Source organism: Pseudoalteromonas sp. S408 (assembly GCF_005886645.1).
Classification (GTDB): Bacteria; Pseudomonadota; Gammaproteobacteria; order Enterobacterales; family Alteromonadaceae; genus Pseudoalteromonas.
This window is the reverse complement of sequence record NZ_PNDY01000036.1, coordinates 1-24,439: the sequence shown is the minus strand read 5'-3', so window position 1 is coordinate 24,439 and position 24,439 is coordinate 1. Positions and strand designations below refer to the sequence as shown.

Below are 24,439 nucleotides of genomic sequence, written 5' to 3'. Positions count from 1 at the left end.
GCACGATGAGCACGATGAGCATAACAACTTAATTGGCCACTCAAAACAAATCACTGCATTTTTAATGGGATTTGATTCGCCTTTATACACGCTACAAATTAGGCGCAACATCAATCAGTATAAGCCAGAGGCCTTATTAGCCATTATGCCAACCGTTACGCTAAAAGACTTATGGGAAATGCTCGCAATTGTTGAAAAAATGCTGCTACTTTTCTCATTTTTTGTTGTGCTAATAAGCCTGCTTGGTATGCTAACCACGTTGCTTGCAAACCTTAATCAACGCCGTCGCGAACTTGCTATACTGCGTTCGGTTGGCGCAAGGCCTTGGCAACTATTTACACTTATAAGTATGGAGTCGTTGCTTACAACATTTTTAGGATGCGTGGTTGGGTGTGCATTATTTTATTGCACCCTATTTTTAGGAGCCGACTACCTACAAAGCCATGCCGGCATTAGTGTAAATATAGCCATGCTTTCACGCTATGAACTCACCCTTATAGGCGTTATTATGGCGGCGGGTTTTATTATTGGTTTAATACCAGCCACTCGTGCTTATTTTTACTCACTCAGCGACGGCATGAGTATAAAAACATAATTTTCAGGAATTTTATGACACTTTTTAAAACGGCTTTTAATACCTTATGTGTATTAAGCTTAGCTATTATCACCTTTACAAGTAATGCTAATCCACCCAAAGAAATTTTTTGGGAAGACTTAATCCCTAAAGGTCATGTGCAAATAGATACCCAAGCGCAAGCGAACCACGAAGGCAGCGATCAAAACTGGGTACAACCCGATTTAGATGCCCCCGTAGTAAGAGAGCTAAATGGGCAATCGGTTAGCTTACCCGGCTTTGTTGTACCACTCGAGGGCGATAGCGAAGTAATCACCGAATTTTTACTAGTACCGTATTTTGGCGCCTGCATACATGTACCACCGCCACCACCTAACCAACTTGTGCATGTAACTATAAAAGGCGGCGTACCAATCGAAAGCCTTTACGATGCCATTGTCGTCACCGGTGTCATTACAACAGAAACCTGGTCAGGCGAATTAGCGCAGGTAGGTTACAAAATGAAAGCAGTCGGCGTAGCGCCGTTTGAGCTTTGAAAAAGTTTTCAGTTTTCAGTTTTCAGTTTTCAGTTTTCAGTTTTCAGTTTTCAGTTTTCAGTTTTCAGTTTTCAGTTTTCAGTGCGAAGAATGAATAGCTAAACACTCTAAGGTTAACTGTTATCAAACTTATTTTTAAGGCTTGTTAACATGGCAGCTAATTCTTTTGTTTCTGTTATCCATTGTTGGCTTGTTGACTTATTTAGGTAACCTATTTCTGTGCCTATGTATATCTGCGTTCTAGCTTCTGCAAGAGAAGCCCTAGCTATATCTATAAATCTACTTTTCTCTTTATAAATTTCTCTACACACACCTTCTGCGATATTACTGGGTACTGAAAGGCCTGAGCGTGTTAATTGATCTCTAAACCCATAGTCTTTTATATCTGCTGTAAACCTGTAAATATCTACACTGAGACGTGCAGAACGTTTCCATACATCTAAATTTTCAAAATTCATTAGTCTTACTTTTGTTCATAACATTTTTACTAGCTTAGTTTTAAATATATAAATAACAAATAGCTAACTAAATTCGCCTAAAATAAATCTAAAATTTATTAATAACTGACATCTAATCACTAATATCTAAAAACTTCTATCTGATAACTAGCCACTAACCACTAACCACTGACAACTGACTTCTAATAACTGATAACTAAACACTGACAACTAAATGCAGCCTTAAAGCTTTTCTAAAACATGCTCTGCGCGGCTTACTGTAAACTCTTTACCCTCTTCTACAAATAACCCAGTAACAACCGCGTTATCTACAATCATTGCGTAACGTGAAGAACGAATACCACCAAAGCCTGCGGTATCTTTTTCAAGCCCAAGTGCTTTAGTAAAGCTTGCGTCACCATCGGCTAGCATTAAAAGCTCTTCAGCGTTTTGCGAGTCGCCCCATGCTTTCATTACAAATGCATCGTTAACCGACACACAATAAATAGCATCAACCCCTTTTGCTTTAATTTTATCAGCAAGCGTAATAAATTCAGGTAAATGCGCATTTGAACACGTTGGTGTAAACGCCCCTGGCACAGCAAATAAAACCACTTTTTTGCCATCAAACAACTCTTTGTTAGTTAGCGTTTGCATACCTTCACTTGCAAGCTGCGTAAGTGTAACTTCTGGTAAGTTTTGTCCTTGCTCAATCATGATGAATCCTTAAAAAATATAAATAACGAATAGCCCATAGCATAGTGGACTTTGCTAATGGGCGCAGCTTTATTATTAAAAGCATAAATACAAATTTTTCACACAATATACGCTAAGATACGAGTTGGAATGCTCATTTATACACTGTATAGCGCCGCGGCTAATTTACTGTAGGCGCCTTGCTTGCTGGCGCGTTTAATTTACATATGGTCACATTAACAACCTTTTGCGCAAGCAAGCTTCACGCAAAGTATAAAGGCAAGTACCAGCCCAAATATATAACACCCCACAAAAAAGCGCGGCGTCTCTTACCCTCTTTGTGAATAATCGGCTTTTAAAAACATAATGCACAAAGAGAAGCGAATGAGGAGCAAATGAGAAAACCAAAGCCAATTGGTTTAAGTTATTTTTCTCGATACACTACGGCGCGTTTTTTGTAGGCGCCTTGCTTACTAGCGCGTTTAATTTACATATGGTCACATTAACAACCTTTTGCGCAAGCAAGCTCCACGCCTACGTTTAGATGATTTTAGGATTTAATTACCACCGAGAACACCGAAGCGCTGCGCGCTACACTGAGAAGAGCTTAATACAATGAATTGGTATTAAAATCAATTTCCCTGCACTGCTCCTTATCTTCTCTGTGGTGATAATAATATTTTATTTACTTTACCATTTAGGTAAAAAGTTTAACCGCAAAACAATTTTGACCACCGAGGACACCGAGGCGCTGCGCGCTACACAGAGAAAATATACTATTTTCTAGTATCTTCTCCTGCACTGCTCCTTGTCTTCTCTGTGGTGAATAAGTCACTTTTGTAAATAACGCTCATCAATACAAACCTTAATGGTTATTCTAATAACTGCCGCCAACTTAAACTGAAAACTAACATCTATAATTGCCAACTAATATCTAGAAACTTCAACCTTATAACTAGCAACTTAAAACCACTTCCTATAAACGCTTTTTTCTTTCTTACTAACGTATTTATTGCTAACCTCGCATTAACGTATTTACTTACTATAAAAATTGGCAAACGGAATAATTATGCTCAAAAAAACATCGTTACTTATAGCATTAGCATTAAGTGCAAACGCTTTAGCAAAGGGAGGCGTATCGCCATATCTACCTTTAAACCAAGCACCAGAGTTAGAGCATAATGTAGAGCGCCTTTTAGCGGTAAGTAAAAATACCCACATTATGAGCAAGCCCTATAAAGCGCATGATATATACAACGTACTACAAACCATAAGGCATAGTTACCCAGAGCTTTACCAAACTCTGTCGTACCAAATAAGCCCGTATATACAAAGTGATGCAGGCACATTTGCTAAAGTAACCCTTGCTGCTGGTACAAAAAACAAAACACTACCCAATCAACGCGGGCAAACCACTAAAACCAACTTAATTGTTGAAGGTGGCGCTTACGCTAACTTTGGCCGTTACTTTGGTGTAAGTGTGGCAGGCATTGCAAACGAAAACGAAATACTCCCAACCCAAAGCTTTATTTACCTAGGTAATAAATACGCACAGCTCGATATAGGCTATCGTGAGCATTGGTATTCACCTTTTAACGATAGCGCCATGCTATTAAGCACACACGCTAAAGCAACGCCGTCAATTACCATAAGTAATGTTGAGCCAATAACCAGCTTTAAAATTCGATACGATATGTTTATTAGTAAAATGACCGAGCAGCGTGGAATTTTGAAGACAGGGCGTATTGATGCCTCTGACCGAGAATTTGAACCTGGTAAACCTTATTTATTTGGCCTTCATACCAGCTTTGCTGCTACCGACAATTTAACTATTGGCCTAAGTCGCTTAATGCAATTTGGTGGGGGGCCGCGCAGCATAACATTAAAAGATTTCGCCGAAGGTTTTTTTGACCCTGGCGGAAAAGATAATATAACACGTGCTGATGCCGAAGAGGTTGATGCAAACTTTGAACTAGGCGATCAGTTAGGTTCAATCACCTTTGAATACAATAACAACCTATTTAATTTACCGTATGAGCTTTATGGTGAAGTTGCGCTTGAAGATACATTTAGCGGCGGTTCACGTAATAACGCATATAGTTTTGGGCTTTATTTACCCTTTATAGCAAACAATCACAGCCTACGTTTTGAACACAGTAATTGGCAGTTAGGTTGGTATGCAAATAGTATATACCAGGATGGAAATCGCAACTCAGGCAACGTAATTGGCCACTGGGGGGGAGACGAGCACGACTATACAGACTACACTCCAGCAAAATCGATGAGTATTAACTGGCATTGGCAACTTAGCGCTAAAGAGGGCTTAAATACAACGTTACGTGGCCTTACAAACAAACGAGATGGTTACAATACAAGTTACGAACTCCAAACAGCCTATACGCGTAAATTAAACAAACCTATTTGGGGCGCTAAAAGCCTAGGCGCTGAGCTTTACCTAGGTAAAGATGTGTATGGAGAAGCATTTTCAAGAATTGCTTTCTCCGCTAACTTTTAAATTTGAAAGCGCGAATTTATTTCGCGCTTTCAAAAACGATATAATACCTATAAAAAACTATACTTCCTAAATACCAGCAGGGTACCCAAGCTTGTTTTTGTAGGCGCGTTGCTTGCTGGCGCGTTTAATTTATACATAGTCACATTAACAACCTTTTGCGTGAGCAAGCTTCACCCCTACGTTAAGATAATTTAGGGATTTAATTACCACCGAGCACACTGAGGCGCTGCGCGCTACACAGAGGAAACATACTATTTTCTAGTATCTTCTCCTTTACTTCCCCATGTCTTCTCTGTGGTGATAATAATATTTTTATTTACTTTATAAATCAGGTACAAACCTAACCACAAAACAATTTCTACCACCTAGGGCACCGGGGCACTGCACGCTACACTGAAGAAACATACTATTTTCTAGTATCTTCTCCTGTACTTCTCCTTGTCTTCTCTGTGGTGATAATAATGTTTTATTTACTTTACCATTTAGGTAAAAAATTTAACCACTAGACAATTTTGACCACCGAGAGCACTGCGCGCTACACAGAGGAAATATACTATTTTCTAGTATCTTCTCCTTTACTTCTTCTTGTCTTCTCTGTGGTGATAATAATGTCTTATTCACTTTATTAATCAAATACAAAACTTGTCTAAAAAACAAAAAAACCGTGTTTAAATTAAACACGGTTTTATAATTTTAGAATAACTAAAGCTATTTTTACAAATTAACCACATTGTTAAGTGTTGGCGCATTTTCACCATTAACTAATGTATTTAAATGCTGTGCAAATTCTTTACCCAGCTTTTCATCACGCATACCATATTCAACAATTGCCTTTAAATAACCCAGCTTGTCGCCACAGTCGTGCGCGCGGCCACTCATATGAAATGCCTCAACTGTTTCTTGCGCCATTAACGCATCAATTGAGTCGGTTAATTGTATTTCGCCACCCGCCCCTACTGGGGTTTTAGCAAGTAATGGCCAAATATTTTTACTTAATACATAGCGGCCAACAACAGCAAGGTTTGAAGGCGCAGCATCAACATCCGGCTTTTCAACCATAGTTTTAATTTTAGCGCTTTCACCCGGTGCTAATTGCACAGCATTAATATCGGCAATACCGTACTTGCTTACATCATCCATAGCAACAGGTTCAAGCATAATTTGGCTTGCTTGCGTTTCATTAAAACGTGCAATCATAGCGGCTAGGTTTTCTGTTTTTTGGTTAGCCGTGTACGCATCAAGTATTACATCGGGTAGCACAACTACAAAATCGTCATTCCCTACAATAGGTTTTGCACACAATATAGCGTGGCCTAAGCCCTTAGCTTCGCCTTGGCGAACGTGCATAATGGTCACATCACTTGGGCAAATAGAGCGCACTTCTTCAAGTAGTGTGCGTTTAACACGTTTTTCAAGTGTTGCTTCAAGCTCGTAGCTGGTATCAAAATGGTTTTCAATCGCGTTTTTAGAGCTATGAGTAACTAACACAACCTCTTTAATGCCCGCAGCTACACACTCATTAACAATGTATTGAATAAGAGGCTTATCAACAATAGGGAGCATTTCTTTAGGGATTGCTTTGGTCATGGGTAGCATACGCGTGCCAAGGCCAGCAACAGGAATTACAGCTTTCATGAGTAGTCCTTTATTTTTTAAATTAATTATTTTTAAACTAACAGATTAAATGTAGATGAGGGATGAACGAGGTAAAACCCCGAAAAACTTATCGGGGTTAGGTCACTGTACTAACAGCTATTATTTAATTAATCACTACCAAATAAATCACGCGTATATACTTTATCGGCAATATCGCTTAGATCCTCAACCATTCGGTTAGAAACCACAACGTCAGATATTTGCTTAAACTCATTTAAGTCTTTAATCACACGTGAATTATAAAATTCACTTTCTTTAAGCACAGGCTCATAAACAACAACCTCAACACCTTTGGCTTTAATGCGCTTCATAATGCCTTGAATAGACGACGCTCTGAAGTTATCAGATCCCGTTTTCATTACTAAGCGGTATACGCCTACTACTTTAGGGCTGCGCTTTAAAATAGACTTAGCAATAAAGTCTTTCCGGGTTGTATTTGCATCTACAATTGCGCCAATAATATTGTTTGGTACGTCTTGGTAGTTAGCACGAAGTTGCTTAGTGTCTTTTGGTAAGCAGTAGCCGCCATACCCAAACGACGGGTTGTTATAATGGTTACCAATACGTGGGTCTAACCCAACTCCTTGTATAATTTGCTTGCTGTTTAAACCGTGTGCTTCTGCGTAGCTATCAAGCTCATTAAAATACGCAACGCGCATAGCTAAGTATGTGTTAGAAAATAGCTTAATGGCTTCAGCTTCAGTTGAGTCAGTAAATAGCACTTCAACATCTTGCTTAATAGCGCCTTGCTTAAGTAAATTAGCAAAAACAGTAGCGCGCTCGCTTTGCTCGCCTACAACAATGCGTGACGGATGTAAGTTATCGTAAAGCGCTTTACCTTCACGTAAAAACTCAGGGGAAAATATTAAGTTTTCAACGTTAAATTGCTTTTTAATATCGGCAGTAAAACCTACTGGAATAGTCGACTTAATCACCATAAATGCATTAGGGTTATGTGCTATAACATCTTTAATTACGGCTTCAACCGAGCTGGTATTAAAGTAATTATTTTCAACATCGTAGTCGGTTGGCGTGGCTATAATTACGTAATCAGCATTTTTATAAGCGGCAACTTTGTCGGTAGTGGCTGTAAAATTTAAATCACTGCGTGTTAGGAATTCACTAATTTCAGTATCAACAATAGGCGATTGCTTATTATTGAGTAATGCTATTTTTTGCTCGTCAATATCAAGTGCAACCACTTCGCTATGTTGCGATAAAAGCATAGCGTTCGAAAGGCCTACATAGCCCGTACCTACCACGGCAATTTTCATGTTATTCCTTTAATGTTTTTATTGGTAATTAATATGCTTAATTTTACCAGAGTTACTTAATATCATCTATTAGATATTAAGCTTAAAGTATCAACATGATTATGCCTGACTTAAAATGAAAGGTGAAAGGTGAAAGGTGAAAGGTGAAATTTTGCGCGACAAAAACCGCGCAATTAAAAATTAACTAAATAAAAATGAGTTTTTTTACAGTAATGTTTTAATAGCTTTAGCTATATGCTCCGCCTGTGCCTGAGAAGCCATAGAATCTGTTGATTCAACCATAACTCTTATAAGTGGCTCCGTGCCCGACTTACGCAACAAAACACGACCAGTATCTGCTAATATACTTTCAGCCTCTGTAACGGCTTGTTTAACAAGCTCTGTTTTTAATATTTCATCCGCATTATTTTTTGACAAACGCACATTTAAAAGTACTTGAGGTAACTTTTTCATGCCCGCAACATATTCCTGTAACGATTGCTTTTGCTGCATAAGCGCAGCTAATACTAAAAGCGATGCAACAATACCATCACCTGTTGATGCATGGTCTAAATGTAAAATATGGCCCGAGCCTTCACCGCCTAACTTCCAACCTGTTTGTTTAAGCTGTTCAACAACATAGCGATCACCCACTTTTGCACGCTTAAACGGAATATCTAATTGATTTAACGCCAACTCTAAACCAAGGTTAGACATTAACGTCCCAACTACCCCACCTTCCATTTTACCTTGTAGTTTTGCCGCTTTAGCCAAAATATAAAGTATTTGGTCTCCATCGATAACAGTTCCACTGCTATCTACAAGCATAAGCCTATCGGCGTCTCCATCTAGTGCAACACCTAAATCAGCGCCATGCTCTATAACCGCCTTTTGAAGGCTATCTAGGTGAGTTGCACCACATTGTTCATTAATATTTAAACCATTAGGTTTATCGTTAATACTAATAACGTCAGCGCCTAGCTCGGCATACACATTAGGGGCAATGTGATACGCTGCGCCATTAGCACTATCAACAACAATTTTTAAGCCTTCAAGCGTTAAATCCTTTGGAAATACGCCTTTGCAAAATTCAATATAGCGGCCAGCAGCGTCATTTATGCGCCTAGCTTTACCTAAACGTTCTGAGCTTACACATTGCATTGCATCATTATTTAATGCTTGCTCAAGTAAGGCTTCTATTTCAAGTTCTTGTTCGTCGTTTAGCTTAGTGCCAAAATTATTAAAAAACTTAATGCCGTTATCATAATATGGGTTATGCGACGCACTAATTACCACACCGGCATCGGCTCTAAATGTTGATGCTAAATAAGCAACAGCGGGAGTTGGCATTGGCCCAACAAAAGCGACATTTACACCAGCGGCAGAAAGCCCGGCCTCTATTGCCGACTCAAACATATAACCGCTATTACGTGTATCTTTACCTATTAAAATTTCTTTAGTACCGCTTGAAGCCAATACAGTACCCGCAGCCCAGCCTAATTTCATTGCAAAATCGGGGGTGATAGGAAAAGTACCTACTTTTCCTCTAACTCCATCTGTACCAAAATACTTACGTGCCATAACTGCTCCTTTATCACTGTTTTATCGCAATAACTACGAATAATTAATTCAATCTATTATCTTAAAATGAGTAACGCATTACAAAATAAAAAAACGCGAGTTACACTCGCGTTTCAAAAAAGTTATTATTACAACTTCTTAGCTCGTTTTTAGGCTTATTACTTTTTCATCACTATCGAGTGGAAGCTGTTTTTTTGCGTTCCAAACTAAATCACAAATACCGTCGGTAGGGTTAAACCCTGTAGGTGCATCAAGCAGTAACTGCCTAATAGATTGGTGATCAAAGTTATGGCATGCAATATCTAACGCCTCTATAAATACATTAAGCTCACTTAATGGCAGCATAACCTCATTGGCGGTCATTATTCGCTCGTGCGTTGTTTCACCCACGTTGTCGCCAATTAAAAGCTCTTCAAAAAGTTTTTCGCCAGGGCGTAGGCCTGTACATTTTATTTCAATATCACCATGTGGGTTAGTATCTGTTTTAACACTTAAACCCGAAAGCCTAACCATTTTAGACGCTAGATCTTTAATTTTAACGGGGTCACCCATATCGAGCACAAACACATCGCCACCTTTACCCATTGCCCCCGCTTGTATAACAAGCTGAGCAGCCTCAGGAATGGTCATAAAAAATCGTGTTATATCGGGGTGTGTTAAGGTTATTGGCCCGCCTTCTTTAATTTGCCTGCGAAACAGCGGCACTACCGAACCACTCGATCCCAATACATTACCAAAACGCACCATACAAAAACGTGTTTTATGTTTACTACCTTGCTCTTGCGCTAAGCCCTGCAGTACAAGTTCGGCCATACGTTTTGTGGCCCCCATAACATTGGTTGGGCGTACTGCTTTGTCGGTAGAAATAAGCACAAAGTTTTCAACCCCTGTATTAACGGCTGCCTTTGCAGTGTAATAGGTACCAAATACGTTATTGCGTACGCCCTCCACCACATTATGTTCAACTAAAGGCACGTGTTTATAGGCAGCTGCGTGGTAAACCGTTTGCACACCAAAGGCCATCATTACAGTTTCTATGCGGTTAATACGTTGAACAGACCCCATAATTGGCACAAGCTCTATTTCAAGGTTGTTATTTGTTATGTACTCGCATAGCTCTTTTTCTATTGCGTATAATGCAAATTCACTTTGCTCAAATAAAATTAGCTTTGCGGGTTTTTGTTTAATTATTTGCCTGCAAAGCTCAGACCCAATAGAACCCCCCGCACCGGTAATCATTACTACTTTACTGGTAATGTTAGCGGCCATTAAATCTGGTTTAGGGGTAACTGGGTCGCGGCCTAGTAGGTCTTCAACACCAACATCACTAATTTCAGAAAGCTTAGCCTTCCCCTCAACCACATCGGCCATACCGGGGATAGAAAGCACCTTAATTGCTAAGGGCTCTAGCTGGGCAAGTATTTCTTTGCGCCGTGCACGGGTTTCGCTAGGTAACGCTAATAGCACTTTGCTGGCTTTACGTTTATTTATAAGCTCATAAATACCTTTAAACTCAACAACGGGTATGCCTTGTATTATGGAGCCATGCTTGGTTACATCGTCATCAATAAATGCACTTACAAAATACTCAGGCCCTGCGCCTAAAGCCGTGGCTAATTGCCGGCCTGCCGACCCCGCACCATAAATAATTACCGACTCTTTTTTACTGGTCGTCATTTTACCAATAAGTGCGCGCACCAACACCCGGGCACCACCTACTGTAAGCAAGCATAACCATGCAAATATAAACGGCATAGTACGAGGTATATCAACCCCCATAAAAAAAGCAAGCAACACCAAGCTAATCGTTGTAATAACGGTACCTAACACTATTGCCCAAATAGCTTGCGAGTTCATGTACCTAAGTACAGCGCGGTATAAACCTAAGCTTATAAATGCATACAAACTCACAGGCGTAAGCAATGCAAGTAACAGCCAGTTTTGAGCTTGTTTTAGTGGCTCTAAGCTATCGAGCCTCACAATCAGTGCAAGCCAAAACGCTAACATTATAAATAATGAATCAATACAAAGTGTAATAATTCGCTTTTTAGCGCGAGAAGCATTTAAAATTGAGCGAATAAAACTATCCATTGCTAGTTCCTGTGCGGGTCAAATAAAGGGCACTGCCCTATAACGTTGGTTTTTAATTTAACAAAATATTAACTATAACAAAAAGTCGAATTTAATTAGCTTGTATTAAAGCTTAAGCATCAAATAACTAACATCTATATATTTCAAAAGGCTACCGGGGCAGTTTACACAAGCTTACATATTTTTTTGATGCTATCGGTTATGTAAAAAACGCATACCTTGTCTAAGTTAAAATAGTTTGCAGTTTAGTTAACGCATAAAAAAGAGGACCTAATTTCATAAAAATAGAGTCCATATAAAACTATTTGAAGTGATAATTATTTTACTCTATCGCCGCTACCGCTTCCTGTAACAGTCATGAGTATATATTTAAAGTAGTTACCTATTGTCATGGTATCAATCATCTCACGGTCTATTTTAGCGAGTAATTCAGGGGTAGACATATCAATTTCGTTTACTTGGGCAAGGCCGGTGATCCCTGGGCGTACGTCAAATACATTTTTTACATCACGTGCTTTGGTCAATTCTTCTTGGTTAAATAAACCAGGGCGCGGACCTACTAAGCTCATTTCACCTTTAAGTACATTCCAAAGTTGAGGTAGCTCATCTAACTTAGTTCTACGCAAAAAACCACCAAACGGAGTTATTGAAGCGGTACTTGCTAAGTGACTTGCAACTGATGCAGTATCAACAGTCATTGTTCTAAACTTAACGAGTATGAATGGTTTTTTATTGCGGCCAACACGCTCTTGGGTAAATATAGGAGAGCCTGTATCGAATAACCCTATAATGTATAAAATCACTAAAAATGGAAAAGCAAATAACAAACCAAATAGTGAGAATAAAAAGTCGAGTAAACGTATCATTTATAAATCCATTAATTATTTTGTTTTGGTTTTAGCGGCAAGTTTAAAACCGTGTTCAACTGAGTATGGCGGTTTCCAGTCAAGCGTATTTTTTGTATGACTAATATCTAATTGGAGAGATCCGGTTAGCCTATCAATCACATCATTTTTATTAAGTAGCTTACCAACTAATTTAAAGCACCAAACAGGCACAGGCAAAGCTAAGTTCTTCTTATCTTGCGCTTTTGCCATTAAAGCAACCATTTCAGCAGTTGATAAATCAAAGTCATCGCTAGCTAAAAATATTTGGTTAGCAGCTTTGGGGTGCTCAATACACACCTTAATTAAATCAACTAAATTATAAACTGATACTAAACTACGCTTATTATTTTTTATCGATCTAAACGGCAATGGTAAACCTTTGCCAACAAATCGCATTAATGAGGCAAAGTTTGCTTTAACACCTTCACCGTAAACAAGTGGTGGGCGGATAATCACAACTTCCATACCGGTTTGCTTGCTAAGATCTAACAATTGCTGTTCTGCTTCCGCTTTAGATATTCCGTAAGGATCTTCTGCAGCTGGTTTGTCACTTGCAGAAAAAGGAACTTTGCCACTTGTGCTTTCACCGTTCACTTTAATCGAGCTTAAAAATATAAAACGCTTTACACCTACAGCTGCTGCTTGTTTAGCTAAATTAAGTGACCCTTTAGTATTTATGGCTCTAAATTCATTAAGTGGATCACTAGCAGCATCATCCATGATATGAACTCTTGCAGCGCAATGTACTACAAAATCTACATTTACAAGCGAGTCACTATAAAGTGAACTAGAGTCCAAATTATGCGTGAAAACATTACCGCAGTTAGATGGCTTTCTACCTAATAGGTTTAGTTGATAACTGCATTGCAATTGGTCTACTAAATTACTGCCAACAAAACCAGAGTAACCAGTGATTAGTAAACGTTTCACTTTTTACCGCCACAACTAATAATTGAGTTTGCCATTTCATTCATAATATTTGTACGGGTGTACTTATTGATAAAACTATCTCTATTTGTTTGACCTAGCTTCAAGCTATCAAGAGAAGTGATTGCCTGCTGATGATTACTTGGATAAAACACCTCTGCATTAGCAACTTCTTTGTTGATAAATTGCGCAGCGTACCCGCCTACACCAGCTAAAATAGGTTTACCCATCGCAGCATATTCAAATATTTTTGAAGGTAAAACTTTTTCAAAAGCAGGGTAATCGTTTAAATGTAAAAATAATATATCTGCACTTAAATACTCTTGAATTAACTGCTCACGGTTTACAGGCGGATGAAAAGAGATATTGGTAACCCCCTTACTTGCCTCAACCAAGGCGGCTTTTCGGCCTCCATCTCCAATCACTTTAAACTGATATTTAACACCAACGAGCTTTGCTAACTCAGGTAAAATTGTATTTAAGCCCTGCCCTTCACCAATATTTCCTGCATACAAGACTGTCAACGTATCTGGTGCACTTAACTCTGATTTTAATGGCACTTCAGTGAGCAAAAACTCTTTATCAATACCATTTGTAAACCATGAATAGTTTGCACTTTTAAAGCGATTAACAAAGTAACTCTCAAACCCTTTTGATACTAAATTAATATGCTTAGCCGCAGAAAACGTATAATTTTCAACTAATGTTAAAATAGGTTTTAGCAAAAAAGTAATTTTTAGATTTAACACGTCTTTTAGCGTATCAACAAAAATATCACGTATATCTAAATAGAGAGGTGCATTAACTCGTTTTGCAATTCTCGCCCCTAAAAAAGCAGTAAATAAACGAGAGCTCGTTGCAAAGACTAAATCATACTTTTTACCACTGACAAGTTTGTTGACCTGCTTATAAAAGGCTGCGAAAGACTTTATTTGATCAAGCATGCCACTTTTATGCGAAGGTAAAACAATACGCCTTACGGTTACGTTGTCATTTTGTTCAAACTCCTGTGCACCGGCTTCAAAGCTTGCATAGCGATTTGGCATAGTTGTAATAACTTCAATCTCAACATCAGAGTTATTTTTTAGCTGTTCGATTAAAGCTGTAGTTCTGAATGAGCCAGCACATAAGTCTGGAGCATAATAAAATGAGAGCACCAATACTTTCAAAGCTATTCCTTTTTAATTTTTATTTCTGTAATTAATTTACCATTCGAAAATGGTATAACTATTTTTTGATTGGGAATGGTTTTACCGAATTCAGGATGCCAAGTACTTTCTTCAACAGAGCAGGCCTGTGAACTAACTAAAAGCACTTTACTTTTACATGCAAAATTTAGCTCCAAACTTGTTCCATCGATTTGCTTTATCTCTACATCTGGGTGTACATGCAAATTAAATTCTGCGGCTGATTTAGTAGATAAGTCATCAGTAATAATACAAGAATCGATCAACGCATTTATTGTTCTAGTATGAGTTACTTTTGGCTTTAATCGCTTATAGCCATCATGACTTGCTGATAATGTAATATTATCAGAGCTTTCTTCCGCCTTAATGAGCCGGCTATAAGCTCTACGCGCAACACGAAAGCCAGACCAAACCTCTGAGGAGCTTTGCCCGTTAACAACAACAGTATTGTGGGCCGAGGTTTCTCGCTGTCTTAAGCGCTCTTTGCTAACACCATATAAAGATGTGCCTGAATTAACAAAAATGCGTTGAGAACCAACTGACATTTCAAAACTTAAAGTATCGGCGTGCGCATGCCCGGGTAAGTAATCGGGGCCAACGTTTGCGTGGTCAAATAAAAGAGTGTAATTATCATTTTGCACTCGACTATAACCACTGGCATGATTAGTAGTTAGTAAATTTAATGGTGCTTGGAACTCAATACCAAGCTTATTTGCATAGTTGAAAATATCTGATGGGTTTGCTGCGATGCCAATTGCTGCATCATTAAAAAAACTAACTTCACCATCAGGATGAATCATTGTTCTGAGCCAATTAAGTGCTTTTTTTGCCACTAATTCCCAGTTATTTAAACGCTCTAATAATTTTACATTATGGCTAGTTTTCGCTAAATCAATTAGCTCAAGTAAATCCCAAAGTAGGATTTCATGATACATTGGAGACAATTCAAAGTGAGCACCATCGGCTAAAAATTGCTCTTCAATTTCACTATCTAATATTTTTAAACCTAGCTTTAAAAAACTTTCAGCATCATCACCTTGCAAGTACGCTCCTACAAAGGTCAAAGCTTTGGCGTTAGCAAATAAGTGATTACCTAAAATATGGTACTCAAGCTGTTGTGAAAGCGCACTTGCCTGCTGTGCAATACTATTTAAATACTTTTGGTCAACACTTTCTTTTTTACTAAACCACTTAACCCAGTTTACTAACCGAAGTGATAGTGGGTATGGTTCCCAACCATTTCCAAAGCAAGGAGGGTTTTCGTCAATCCAGCGATTAATAAAATTATAATGTATAGACTCTCGTGCTTGATGAGTTTCAGAGCTTAAATCATCAAAGTAATGCAGATTATACAACCAAAGTTTTGAATACCTATCACTATTCCAGTCAGTACTTTTTCCAACCACCCCCTTTTCATTTAGAAAACACAATTTGTGATTGTCAAAAATTGACTGTTTAAAAAGGCAAGGCCCGTTCCAATACCAGGTAGCACAGCCGGATATGATTATTTTTTTTACGTTTATTTTTTTTACTTTGTACAACAACCTAAAAAAAAATTGCTCTATTTTAAGATACTTTAAAGTAAAGAAGTATTTTTTCCATTGATTCAAGGCTTGTACTCTATGCATTCGTTAACTTTTTGATACATAACATCTATATTCCAAGTACTCGCTATTAACTTACTAGCATTAAGACCAAAAGAAGTATATTTTTCATCAATAAATATTTTATCAATTTTACGAGCCAATTCTTTATTCGAGCTTCCTTTGACTAAGTAGCCAGTTACATCGTCTATAACCAAATCTTGTTCTGTCCCATCTGCCAGCCTAGAAATAACAGGGCAAGAAAAAATCATTGCATGATTAATAACAAGCCCACCTAAACCTGGGACAACAACAAGGTCGGAAACATTGAAGTAATTACCAACTCCATCAAATATCTTTCCAAAAAAATTGACTTTATCAAAAATACCAAGCAACGCGGCTTGCTCTTTCAGTTTATTAAGTTCAGGTCCTGCCCCAACATACCAAAGTAGTAAATCTGAATTATTTTCAAGTAATGAAAAAGCTTCTAACAAATCAGATGGACACTTGTCTTCTACTAAAGCACCTACGTAAAGTATTACTTTTTTATTACCTTTTATGCCGTACAACCTCTCTTGTATTGTACTATCAAGCTCATTAAGAGCTTTATAGTTATTCATACTATTTGGAGCCACTATAATGTCAGTAGCGTTTTTAAGGCCATTCTCAATATAATAATCTTTTGCATAAGAATTACGAGCCATAATGCATTTCGCATTTTTTATTTGATTATTTATTATTGGATCAAAAAATTTATTAATTATGTTTTTTTTCCTTGTACGTACTTTTCCTAGGCTCCACCAAACATAATTTTTTCTAAAAACAAAACAATATAGCCATATAGAGATATTATTAATAAAATTAATTTCTCCTTCAGTAATAATTACATCAGGCCGATCACGAACTAGATTAAAAAGTAAGAAAGGAGAAAAGAAAAAAGGGTAACTTTGGTTCTTAAATCTAAAGATCGGAGATAATGATTTTAATACTTTTACAGGAAAACTAACTTTATTTCCGGAAATTGATTTAACATCATTTTTTGGCCTAAATCCACCATCATAAACGACTACTTCATGCTTAGATTTTTTAATAAAGAATTCTAGAAACTCTATTCGCCAATTAGCTAAGTAAGGTTGAAAAAATAAAACTTTCATAATTTAATACACATTTTTTAATAGTTTATAAATATCTTCATCTATCGTTTTTATGATCTTTGCTGGTACCCCAGCAACAATGGAATTAGGTGGCACATCTCTAATAACAACAGAGTTAGCACCAATAATAACATTATTCCCAATCGTTATTCCTCCCAATATCCTTGCCCCTGCAGAAATATATACATTATCGCCAATAACAGGAACACCATCAGGATCCAATTGCCTTCCAATAGTGACACCTTGGCCAATTATAACTTTATCTCCAATAATACACTTTGCATGAAGAACAACCCCAATGGCTCCATATGCAAACTTGCTATTTCGCCCAATTACCGCAGTGGGAGGGACAACACTATTAAATACAAGAAAGATTAGCGCTTTAATAAAATAAGGGAGAATAGGTATTCCATATCCTTCTAAAAAAGCAGAGACTCTGTATAGTTTGATAGCATTCATTAGTTTATCCTTTAGTACTTTTGTTTATACTGTTGAAAAAAAGTAACATTAAAAAAGCTAAAATAGAACCGTGTGAGAACAAGACAGAAGTTGGTTGCGACCCCATCAACTTCCAGAAAATAAAAGCCATCACAATATATAAAGCAAAACTTTCTGGGGTTTTTATTCGCGATGAAGATTTAACATCTAAAAAGCCTATAATCAAACCAATCGTAAAGCAAGATAACAGAACGCCTAGCATTCCGAAGTCTGCGTTCATATAACCTATGAAATGTGCATTAGCTGAACCATGTAATAAATGCTCTTTGACATCACCATCGATCCTTTCTATAAAAATAAAGTTTTGAACATTAAAATATGATTCTTGGGAAAATAGAAGAAATAATGAATTTGTTCTCCCACCTAGATAATCAAGAATATAAGGAAACGAATCAAAATAAGAAAGTGTTCTATCGAACGTTTCGTGTGAAAACCTTTTTATTACCTTTTCTGAAAACAAGCTTAAAGTATCGATAAAAGAACTCTCAGAGTATGAATATTCTACAAAAAATGGGAATATAAAAATAAAAACTATAGCTACGAGTAAGTACCTAAGTTTAAAAGAACCCTTCAATAATACATATGCAATAAACATACATAAAAACAACATAGCCACAGGAGCTTTCGCACCGGATAAAGCATTATTAAAAACACCAACAAATAATACAAATAAAAAAAGTAAGAAGCTCGAATAGTCCTTTTTTCCTAGGAATTTAATAAAAGTCAATATGACCAAAAAGGGTATAAAAACCATCCGTGAGAAATGCCAAAAATAGACTGAAAACCCACCTTGGAGTTTATATCCACCCTCTCGCGCCATAGTTAATTCACTAACAGAGCTATCAGTAAACATCATTAAAAAGGGAATACTTCGAAGAGAAAGAATTTGATGTATAAAAATAATAACTACAAAAAAAATTAGAAGAAAAACGTACTTATCAGCTCTAGGTGCTGATTTAAAAATAAAATTTTCGGAGTATGCTCTACTTGGAACTTTTCCATTATTAAACATTAAGTATGAACAAAATAAGCCCAAACCAATCAATAAAGTGTGGATAGTAATAGCGTTCAAATAATCAAAATAACCTAACCTCTGTGAATCAAGTTTCATTAAATCTATCGACAATAAACTTAGCACAGGCAAAAATGAAAGGACATAATAAACGCCAGGCATACTTATAAAGCCTAATCCCAAAAGCCGTAGTTGTTTTACAAAAAAACAAAAAACGACGGCATTGACAAAGAAATATAAAACACTCATTTTTTTATATCACTGCAAACTTCTTTAAACAAAGATAAGTATTTTTCAGCCGAATAATGCCAAGTATCTAAGCTATCTTTCAAGTCTAATAGATTACTTTTCACTTTGTTATAACATTTTTTATCAGGTGGGTTTCGTAAAAAAGCAGCCATACTATATAAATTCGTTTTATCAATATAAAACGCAGCATTTTTTTCATGCAATATCTCCTTTAGGCCACCAACGTCTGTACAAAGGAGAGGGACATTGTAATTTACTGAATCAACAATTTTCAACGGAAATACAGTCTCGGTAGCAGTGGTACTTGGCCTAGTAGATAGTAGATAATCAGTGTCTTTTATAATACTTTCTATATAAACGGAATCCTTCCATCCAACTATAAATACTTTGGCGCCTTTGTTGACAAATGGTGATAACTTATTTCTGATTAAGTTAAGCTCTGGACCATCGCCAATCAAGTATATTTCATTGTTTAACCAATAATCGGAGCCTAAGCTAAGTATATTTTCACAAATTATATTTACACCTTGCCAGTCATGAAATGAGCCGACGTAACATAATCTAATTTTATCAGGGTTGTAGTTAGATGTTTTATTGCCAGTACCCACAACATTAATACCATTATAAATTACATGATTATTGTTGTTAAAATAATTTCTAGCCATGTAATCTTCCGAAGACCGTGACAAGTGGACCACACCATCACTCTTCTTATATAAAAAACTATTAACGATTTTTTTAAACTTCGAATCATCACGAAATGAATGTATTTCAACTAATATTTTTACATGAGGAAGTCGGAAATGATAAAATAAAAACCAGTTCAATAGAACTCTAGAATTATGAAATACTACTATGTCAATATCATTTTTTTTAATGAAATTGAAAATATCATATATAAACCCAAAATTATTGACCTTTTCATTTCTCAATACTTCGTAAAAATACAAGTCATCTTTACTACAATCACGACTTAATGAAGGAGTAACAAGGTACTGCTGGAAGCCTTCCTTTGAATAAATTAATTCAGCTAATTTAGAAAGCCTTTTTGTACTTCCACCTAAATAGGGAAAGTATGGGCAACCAATATGTGCAACTTTTAAATTAATTTTATTGACCATTTAAACTCTCTTTCGTTTGTACTTACATTTAAAAATTGAGATGTAGCAAATTTATTATAATCACTACTAATTGAAGAGTATGAAATCTCTATAGTGCATGAACTATCGAAAATAAGTAAAACACGCTCAATACCATTACATAATAAGACTTCATTATTTGATATCTTTTTAGCTACAACTGTATCTGAAAAAAATAAATTACTTCTTAATTGAAGTCCCGAAATAAAACCCCGCTCAATCAGCAAGGAGTCTGTGATCACAATCTCATTTAGAGAATAGTTAATAGTTCTACAAAGAGTAAGGTCATCAAATGAAGTTGGTAAGCTATAACTAGCTTCAATATCTTGATTTCTTCTCAAAACCCTCTTTTTTGTTTGATTGCTTACCCCAAACCGGTTAAGAAAAAGCTCAGGTTCTAAAGCTTCACCATTTAAACAAGCAAAAAGCGATGAGTGTTTTGTAATTGACCTTTGCTTATCCCTATCAACGCTATATAAAAACACACCTGGATCTATTATAAATTCTCTACCATTGTAAGATAAGCAAAGTGAAAGAAGATCATTGTGATTATGCCCCCCTTTCCCAGCTTGTCCTATATTAGTATTAAATAGCAGTAATTTGTAATTCTCATTTCTAATTGAAACTAATCCGAAATCATTAAAAACATCAATATCATCAATATCATCAATATCATCAATATCATCAATATCATCAATATCAAAAGCCCTTATAATATGATTTATATTATATAATTGGACAGTTCTTTTACTCTTGATAGTTGACAAAAAAGGATTATCAATCTGTGTATTTATACAAACAGAACCATCATTATCACCGACATTGTAAATACCAAACTCTGTTTTAACTGACAAAATAAACCTGATAGCACCTGTATAATTAAACTGTTTCAAAAGCTCATTTTTTAAGTGTGGAAAAAAGTATATTAACCACAGTATGCTTTCAACAACCAAAACATGATACGATGTAGATGCTTCAAAATTTGTTCCATCATTGTTAAATTGTTTCTTTATTTCTGAATATAAAAGCCGGTGGTAGTTCCCCCCCCCCCCATACAGCTCATCGGAAATAACTAAGCCAATATAATTAAAAAGTATATGATTATTATTAGAATGTAACTCAAGGTTATTTTTTATGAAATTTGCCTCTTTAATTATATACTTTTCCACTCTGAAATTAGTATTAATATAATTTGCAAACAACAAATTATAAATTCTATAAGTTGACTCCATAGAACAAGACCAAGTAAGACCTTTTCCTACTGGAGAAAAAAAATAATATAAAGAAACGAAAAGCATCTTACACTTTCTTTTACTGAGCAAAAAATTTAAACGTTCATACTCCCATACTGACCTGGCATCTAAATTCATTCTTTTGAATAATGACAGTACGTATCTTGACGGAGCAAAACGGAGTAAAATGGAAACTATAAACCCGAAATAAAAACTATATACTTTTAATATATTTAGCCGGAACTCCACCGTAAACCCCCTCCTGCTTTAAAGACTTAGTGACTACAGAGCCTGCCGCTACAACTATATTATCAGTAATATCAACTCCAGGTAAGATTATGCAATTAGCACCAAGCCAAACATTACTTCCTATAATTACTTTTCTATCTTCATGTCCTAGCTTCCTAAAAACATAACCTTTTAAATAATTATGATTAGATGAGTGGATAGTCACATTTGGGCCGATTAAAACATCGTTCCCTATTTCTATACCTCCTTTTGCGTTGCACCAAAAATAGTCATTTATAAAAACATTGCTACCTATGGCCAAATTTTGATGGTTATAAAATTTACTATTGGAGAAAATCAAAAAACCAGGACCTATTTCAGCTCCTTGAAGTTTAATAGCCCATGTAATTAGTTTAGACTTTAATTTTATATATTTAGTTTTAATTACTTTTATATTCATTAACCTTAACCAGCGTATAAAATAACAGAATAAGTGATGATATTAAAAATGAGAAAAATAGTGATGATGAAGCTCCTAATGCAGCATATTTTTCTGAAAACACTAGAATACCCACGACATGTAAGAACAATGTCATAGATGTACTAACCAACAAGAATTTATTTTTGTTTATAATTACAAGCCCTATTGTTAACATGTAATTAAAGGGAATAACTAAAGAATAAGTAATAAGTAAAATTACAACATAAAAATCATAATATTCATTGTAACCTATAAACTTTGCTATAATTACCCCATATAGGTAACTCAAAAACGGTGATGCGAGGAAAACAAAAAATATTATTATTGAAACCTTTTTTAAATAAGTGTAAAAAAGTTCAACTTGCAATCCTTTTTTGGTTAACATTATTTTTGGAAAAACAACTACTTTCAAAGCCAAAAGTATTACAGATGAAAATTTTGCTAATATGTCAATGTTAAATAAGTATAAAGCAAGATCTCCACTGGATATTAGCCCTCCAAGTAGAAACCTTTCTAAAAGCGGAAGTAGCATTGTTAGTAAATTTGCAAAAACAACGGGGAAGCAAAAAACTATCACCTCATTCATATTCAACAACTCATTTTTTTCAACTACGTCACTATTTAGCTTTGCTATACTTAACGGCTGCTCCATATAAACGAAAGCCAAAAAAAGCACGATACCACCTGACAAAGTCCAAAGGAAAAGCAAGTGAGTAGCAGATAGTGTATTATCAATATAAAAAAAAGTTACTATTAATAGTAAATTCAACTTCACTAAAATAGTACATAGTGAGTATAAAAAAAGAAGAGTTTGAGCACGAGCAAAAGCTGCAATGCCAGTTAAAACAGACGAAAAAAGAGTTATAAAAAACACCAAAATTGCAATATTAATTGTCATTACATCAAGATATAACAAAGTAAAAACTATAATTGCAGTAACGAGTAGCGAGCCTAGTAGATACAATTTAATAATTTGTAGAAATAACACACTTCTATCTAAAGAATTATACTGCCGAATCATCAATGTAGGCGAGGCAAATGCGCAAATTGGAAGTAGAAAATTAATAAATGCTGTAATTTGCATTACAATTATATAATCTTGCACTCCCAGAGCTTTTGGAAGAAGGAGTGAAAATATAATACTTACTAAAAATGTTAAACCATGAACAAAAAGTAATATTTTATTATCCCCTCTTCCTTTTGACATAAAAGCTACCAAATCCCTTTTGTATCAATCAAATACGTTACTTCAAGCTTACGGCTTTTAAAATTAGAATGGTCTACTAGTAACAAATGAATGTCGGCTGCACTTTTAGCAGCTTCAAATGTTGATAATTGAAGTTTATTTATTTTAATTGGTAGATGCTCAATATTTGGCTCTACAGCGATTACATTACCGGCGTGTAGCTCAGCTATCTGTTTAGTTATATTTAAAGCAGGGCTTTCGCGTAAATCATCAATATCAGGTTTAAATGCTAAACCATAACACGCTACAGTTACATCTTTTGCTGTTTTAGTTGGGTTAGCTTGTAAAAAGTCAGCAATAGCTAATTTAACTTTGTTAATTACCCACTGTGGTTTTGCGTCATTTACCTTACGTGCAGTGTGTATTATTTGGGCCTCTTCTGGCGTCTTACTAACAATAAACCACGGATCTACCGCTATACAGTGCCCGCCAACTCCAGGCCCTGGTTGTAAAATATTTATACGAGGATGACGGTTGGCAAGTGAAATAAGCTCCCATACGTCAATATCTAACTTATCACAAATGATCGATAACTCATTAGCAAACGCTATTTGTACATCACGGCATGAATTTTCTGTTAATTTTGCCATTTCTGCTGTACGGGCATTTGTAATTACACATTCACCTTGTACAAATGTTTTGTAGAGCTCAACAGCTCGGGCTGAACACTTGGCAGTCATACCGCCGATTACGCGGTCATTTTCAACCAACTCACGCACTACATGTCCTGGTAATACTCGCTCAGGGCAATGCGCAACATTCACATCAGCTTCTTCGCCTGCAGATTCTTTATTAGGGGAAGGGAATGATAAATCTGGGCGAGCTAATGCTAACCACTCAGCCATTTGTTCTGTAGCGCCAACGGGTGAGGTAGATTCTAGTATTACTAAATCACCTTTTTTAAGTACGGGAGCTATCGCCTCAGAAGCTTTTTTTATGTAGCTTAAATCTGGCTCTGGTACTTCTGAGTCATTGTTTTTGAATGGTGTTGGTACTGCTATTAAAAATGCATCCGCAGGCTCTGGCGTCGTTACGGCTTTTAAAAAGCCCTCGTTCACAGCTGCATGTACGATCATGTCTAGGTCAGGTTCTACTATATGTATTTCACCACGGTTAATTGTATCTACCGCATGTTGATTTACATCGACACCTATTACGCTTTTTTTACGCGACGCGAACATTGCTGCCGTAGGTAAGCCAATATAGCCTAAGCCAATAACTGAAATTGTATTAAATGACATAATAATCCTTTTTAAATAGGTTCTAGGTTCTAGGTT

The 24,439-nt window shown here is 36.3% G+C and carries 21 protein-coding genes; 3 read left to right on the top strand and 18 right to left on the bottom strand.

Going from position 1 to position 24,439, the window contains the following annotated elements; all coding sequences use genetic code 11:
• The coding region (locus CWB62_RS18170) for an ABC transporter permease (protein ID WP_138556290.1) at positions 1-595 on the top strand (595 nt) is incomplete at its 5' end.
• Between the two features lie 14 nt (positions 596-609).
• A complete protein-coding gene (locus CWB62_RS18165; RefSeq protein WP_138527872.1) occupies positions 610-1,110 on the top strand; it encodes a DUF3299 domain-containing protein in 501 nt (166 codons plus the stop codon).
• A gap of 113 nt (positions 1,111-1,223) precedes the next feature.
• Here CWB62_RS18165 and CWB62_RS18160 read toward each other — a convergent pair whose 3' ends face one another.
• Both CWB62_RS18160 and CWB62_RS18155 read right to left on the bottom strand, forming a co-directional pair.
• On the bottom strand, positions 1,224-1,568 hold the full coding sequence (locus CWB62_RS18160; protein WP_138527870.1) for a four helix bundle protein: 345 nt from the start codon (positions 1,566-1,568) through the stop codon (positions 1,224-1,226).
• Between the two features lie 222 nt (positions 1,569-1,790).
• Entirely contained in the window at positions 1,791-2,264 is a 474-nt protein-coding gene (locus CWB62_RS18155; protein WP_138527868.1) for a peroxiredoxin, read from the bottom strand.
• Between the two features lie 1,048 nt (positions 2,265-3,312).
• On the opposite strand from CWB62_RS18155, the gene CWB62_RS18150 reads away from it, so the two are divergent.
• Positions 3,313-4,758 (top strand): capsule assembly Wzi family protein, encoded by a 1,446-nt coding sequence (locus tag CWB62_RS18150; protein ID WP_138527866.1) that lies wholly within the window; start codon positions 3,313-3,315, stop codon positions 4,756-4,758.
• 714 nt (positions 4,759-5,472) lie between these two features.
• Here CWB62_RS18150 and galU read toward each other — a convergent pair.
• The 16 genes from galU to wecC all read right to left on the bottom strand — a co-directional run bounded on the left by galU (position 5,473) and on the right by wecC (position 24,403).
• Positions 5,473-6,393 (bottom strand): UTP--glucose-1-phosphate uridylyltransferase GalU, encoded by a 921-nt coding sequence (galU, locus tag CWB62_RS18145; RefSeq protein WP_138527863.1) that lies wholly within the window; start codon positions 6,391-6,393, stop codon positions 5,473-5,475.
• Between the two features lie 128 nt (positions 6,394-6,521).
• Positions 6,522-7,688: a nucleotide sugar dehydrogenase gene (locus CWB62_RS18140; protein WP_138527861.1), complete on the bottom strand. Its 1,167-nt coding sequence runs from the start codon at positions 7,686-7,688 to the stop codon at positions 6,522-6,524.
• A gap of 204 nt (positions 7,689-7,892) precedes the next feature.
• Positions 7,893-9,248 carry a phosphoglucosamine mutase gene (gene glmM, locus CWB62_RS18135; RefSeq protein ID WP_138527859.1) on the bottom strand — a complete coding sequence of 452 codons (1,356 nt, stop codon included), beginning with the start codon at positions 9,246-9,248 and terminating at the stop codon, positions 7,893-7,895.
• A gap of 138 nt (positions 9,249-9,386) precedes the next feature.
• Positions 9,387-11,339, bottom strand: coding sequence for a polysaccharide biosynthesis protein (locus CWB62_RS18130; protein WP_138527857.1), 1,953 nt, complete (start codon positions 11,337-11,339; stop codon positions 9,387-9,389).
• 317 nt (positions 11,340-11,656) lie between these two features.
• The gene (locus tag CWB62_RS18125) at positions 11,657-12,205 is read right to left on the bottom strand and encodes a sugar transferase (RefSeq protein WP_138527855.1); all 549 of its coding nucleotides are present in this window, start codon (positions 12,203-12,205) and stop codon (positions 11,657-11,659) included.
• A gap of 15 nt (positions 12,206-12,220) precedes the next feature.
• Complete coding sequence (locus CWB62_RS18120) at positions 12,221-13,156, bottom strand: UDP-glucose 4-epimerase family protein (protein WP_138527853.1); 936 nt, start codon at positions 13,154-13,156, stop codon at positions 12,221-12,223.
• Positions 13,153-14,322: a glycosyltransferase family 4 protein gene (locus CWB62_RS18115; RefSeq protein ID WP_138527851.1), complete on the bottom strand. Its 1,170-nt coding sequence runs from the start codon at positions 14,320-14,322 to the stop codon at positions 13,153-13,155. The genes CWB62_RS18120 and CWB62_RS18115 overlap by 4 nt, the downstream gene beginning before the upstream one ends.
• Before the next feature lie 2 nt (positions 14,323-14,324).
• Positions 14,325-15,746 carry a heparinase II/III family protein gene (locus tag CWB62_RS18110; RefSeq protein WP_249310675.1) on the bottom strand — a complete coding sequence of 474 codons (1,422 nt, stop codon included), beginning with the start codon at positions 15,744-15,746 and terminating at the stop codon, positions 14,325-14,327.
• A 200-nt stretch (positions 15,747-15,946) separates the two neighbouring features.
• Positions 15,947-17,077, bottom strand: a complete 1,131-nt coding sequence (locus CWB62_RS18105; protein WP_138527847.1) for a glycosyltransferase — start codon at positions 17,075-17,077, stop codon at positions 15,947-15,949.
• 3 nt (positions 17,078-17,080) lie between these two features.
• Positions 17,081-17,536, bottom strand: a complete 456-nt coding sequence (locus CWB62_RS18100; RefSeq protein ID WP_138527845.1) for a serine O-acetyltransferase — start codon at positions 17,534-17,536, stop codon at positions 17,081-17,083.
• Between the two features lie 4 nt (positions 17,537-17,540).
• Positions 17,541-18,836, bottom strand: a complete 1,296-nt coding sequence (locus tag CWB62_RS18095) for an O-antigen polymerase (RefSeq protein WP_138527843.1) — start codon at positions 18,834-18,836, stop codon at positions 17,541-17,543.
• A complete protein-coding gene (locus CWB62_RS18090; RefSeq protein WP_138527841.1) occupies positions 18,833-19,957 on the bottom strand; it encodes a glycosyltransferase family 4 protein in 1,125 nt (374 codons plus the stop codon). Before CWB62_RS18090 ends, CWB62_RS18095 begins: the two co-directional genes overlap by 4 nt.
• Positions 19,936-21,345, bottom strand: coding sequence for a heparinase II/III domain-containing protein (locus CWB62_RS18085; RefSeq protein ID WP_138556289.1), 1,410 nt, complete (start codon positions 21,343-21,345; stop codon positions 19,936-19,938). The genes CWB62_RS18090 and CWB62_RS18085 overlap by 22 nt, the downstream gene beginning before the upstream one ends.
• A gap of 76 nt (positions 21,346-21,421) precedes the next feature.
• Positions 21,422-21,895, bottom strand: a complete 474-nt coding sequence (locus tag CWB62_RS18080; RefSeq protein WP_138530967.1) for an acyltransferase — start codon at positions 21,893-21,895, stop codon at positions 21,422-21,424.
• Positions 21,876-23,123, bottom strand: coding sequence for an MATE family efflux transporter (locus CWB62_RS18075; protein WP_138530965.1), 1,248 nt, complete (start codon positions 23,121-23,123; stop codon positions 21,876-21,878). Before CWB62_RS18075 ends, CWB62_RS18080 begins: the two co-directional genes overlap by 20 nt.
• Positions 23,124-23,128: 5 nt before the next feature.
• Positions 23,129-24,403 carry a UDP-N-acetyl-D-mannosamine dehydrogenase gene (wecC, locus tag CWB62_RS18070; protein ID WP_138530963.1) on the bottom strand — a complete coding sequence of 425 codons (1,275 nt, stop codon included), beginning with the start codon at positions 24,401-24,403 and terminating at the stop codon, positions 23,129-23,131.
• Between the last annotated feature and the right edge of the window lie 36 nt (positions 24,404-24,439).